The sequence below is a fragment of the Candidatus Cloacimonadota bacterium genome (assembly GCA_012516855.1).
Classification (GTDB): domain Bacteria; phylum Cloacimonadota; class Cloacimonadia; order Cloacimonadales; family Cloacimonadaceae; genus Syntrophosphaera.
In genome coordinates, this window is the sequence record JAAYWB010000107.1 from 1 (window position 1) to 3,000 (window position 3,000).

The 3,000-nt window shown below is 53.1% G+C and carries 2 protein-coding genes; both read left to right on the plus strand.

What is annotated here, in order from left to right; translation table 11 throughout:
- Nucleotides 1–264 precede the first annotated feature (264 nt).
- Nucleotides 265–2,271 carry an N-6 DNA methylase gene (locus GX466_09060; GenBank protein NLH94344.1) on the plus strand — a complete coding sequence of 669 codons (2,007 nt, stop codon included), beginning with the start codon at nucleotides 265–267 and terminating at the stop codon, nucleotides 2,269–2,271.
- Between the two features lie 8 nt (nucleotides 2,272–2,279).
- Nucleotides 2,280–3,000 (plus strand): restriction endonuclease subunit R (locus GX466_09065; GenBank protein NLH94345.1); only part of this gene is annotated, 721 nt, incomplete at its 3' end.

Sequence of the window (3,000 nt, forward strand, 5' to 3'; positions counted from 1 at the left end):
GCCCGGGCCGCCTTCGTTATCTCTCCCTTCCCTCCCTCCGGTCCGCGGCCCGCTTTTTCATGAAATCCGCCGGCCTCGACATCGTAAAAGGCCGGATTTTCTCGCCCTCGCAAGTCCGGCGATGCCGATTCGATCCGGCGTCTCTCCGCGTCCTTCCGTCGCAAAGATCCATTCCCCCGACTCTTACCGCTGTCGGGCCGCGGTTTTCCAACGCCTTGAATTCCTCCGCCCGGAATCATAAGATAATTAAAAAGGAAGGGTTTTATGAGCAAATCGTTCGATCAGGGGAAGGACGAAGTCGCCAAGCTGTGCCGTTTCTTCGAGACGAACGAGCTGGAATTCCGGGCTCCCGGCGTCAAAGAAGCCCATATCCGCCAACAACTGATCGACCCGTTTTTTATTTCGCTGGGCTGGGACGTGCGCAACGCCGCGATGATCGCTCCGCAGTACCGCGAAGTCGTCCCTGAAGACAGTTTGGAGATCGAAGGCCGGCAGAAAGCCCCCGATTACACCTTCCGGGTCGGCGCCCAGCCGAAATTCTTCGCCGAGGCTAAAAAATGCGGCATCAATATCAACCTCGATCCCGGGCCGGCCTACCAGCTCCGCCGGTACGGCTTCAGCGCGAGGGTCGCCCTCTCCATCCTGACGGATTTTGAGGAGCTGGGCGTCTATGATTGCGGCCCGCGGCCGAAACCGGGCGAGAAGGCGTCTTACTCCCGCATCCAGTATTTCCGGGCGGAAGAATACCCCGACCGCTTCCGGGAGCTGTGGGACGTGTTCTCCCGCGAGGCGGTCTGGTCGGGAGCGTTCGACCAGTACGCGGCCTCCAAGCGGAAGCGCGGCACGTCGGAGGTGGACTCCGAATTCCTGAAGGAAATCGAAGGCTGGCGCGACGTCCTGGCCCGCAACATCGCCCTCCGCAATCCCGGCCTGTCCCTGGACGACTTGAACCTCGCGGTTCAATTGACCATCGACCGGATCGTCTTTCTTCGGATGGCCGAGGACCGGGGCATCGAGCCCTTCGAGCAATTGCTGAAGCTCTGCGAGCGGACGGAAATCTACGCTCATTTCGTCCGCGTCCTCTGCCGGAAGGCGGATGACAAGTACAACTCGGGCCTGTTCCACTTCGAGCGGGAGCCGGGAGTAGCCGAGGCGCCCGACCGGCTCACGCCGTGCCTGAAAATCGACGACAAGGCGATCAAACCGATCCTCCAGAGCCTCTATTTTGAATACGGATCGCCCTACCAATTCGGCGTCATGCCCGTCGAAATATTGGGCACGGTTTACGAACGGTTCCTGGGCAAGGTCATCCGCCTGACCGAAGGCCACCAGGCCAAAATCGAGGAGAAGCCCGAAGTGCGGAAAGCCGGCGGCGTTTATTACACGCCGGCCTACATCGTGGACTATATCGTCAAAAACACGGTCGGAAAAAAGATCGAAGACAAAAGCCCGGCCCAGTTGGCCGGCGGGAAAAACGGGCCGCCGCTTCGGGTTTTGGACATGGCCTGCGGAAGCGGCTCGTTTCTCCTGGGGGCATACCAGCGGCTGCTCGACCACTGCTTGACGTGGTACCAGGGCCACAAGCCGGAATCCCATAAAAAGGCGGTTTATCAGGACAGCCGCAAGGGCGATTGGCGGTTGACCATCGAGGAAAAGAAGCGGATTTTGACGACGCACGTCTTCGGCGTGGACATCGATCCCCAGGCCGTCGAAGTCACGAAGCTCTCGCTTCTGCTCAAAGTCCTGGAAGGGGAGACCGACCAGACCTTCGGCGACCAAATGAAGCTTTTCCAAACACGGGCCTTGCCGAACCTGTCCAACAACATCAAATGCGGCAACTCGCTGATCGGCCCGGATTATTTCAGCGGAAGGCTGATCCCTGATCCAGAAGAATTGAAGAGGGTGAATCCGTTCGATTGGAACGCGGGCTTCCCGGAAGCCATGAAAGCCGGCGGTTTCGACTGCGTGATCGGCAATCCGCCGTATGTCAGGCAGGAAACTCTCGGCCCTCGGTTCAAGGAATATGCCCAAAACGCGTATGCGAGCTATGCCGGAACCGCGGATCTTTATACGTATTTCATTGAAAAATCGCATTTGCTGCTTAAAAAGGGCGGATCGTTCGGAATGATTTGTTCTAATAAATTCATGCGGGCGAATTATGGAAACGCGCTTCGTTCATTTATCTCCAAGCACACGACAATCGAGCAGATTATAGATTTTGGCGAACTGCCCGTTTTTGAAGGGGCCGCGACGTTCCCGGCGATTTTTTAACGACAAATTTGGAACCTGATAGACAAAAATTCATTTACGCGCCTATAAAAAGGCTCGATTTTCAATCGCTGGAAAAAGAAGTTAAAGAAATTGGGATTGCGCTTGACGAGAGATCTTTGGCCGGGGACAACTGGACGTTGGCCAAGGCGGAAGAAATCGAAGTCTTTGAAAAAATCAAGAAAATGGGCATCCCCCTTGGAGATTATGTTAAAGGAAAAATTTATCGGGGTATATTAACAGGGCTTAATGAAGCATTCGTTATTGATAAAGCCACACGGGATCGACTTATTAGGGAAGATAAAAAAAGCGCCGAACTCATCAAACCCTTCGTTGTCGGTGATGATATCAGGAAATATCGAATTAATTTTAAGAACCGATATTTAATTTTTACGAGACGCGGAACCAAAATCACTGATTATCCGGCTATTGAAAAATATTTATTGCAATTTAAAGACCGGCTTATGCCTAAGCCCAAAGGATGGAAAGGCAAAGAGTGGAATGGAAGGAAGCCAGGCTCTTATAAATGGTACGAAATCCAAGATACCGTTGAATATTATCACGAGATAAATAAACCGAAAATCGTTTATCCCGATATCGCGAAAGAGAGCAGGTTTTCATTTGACGAAGAAAACATACATTTCGGCAACACGGTATATTTTATCTCTCTAAACGATAAATATCTTCTCGGAATCCTAAATTCGAGGCTCGTTTTTTCATATTTTAAGCGAA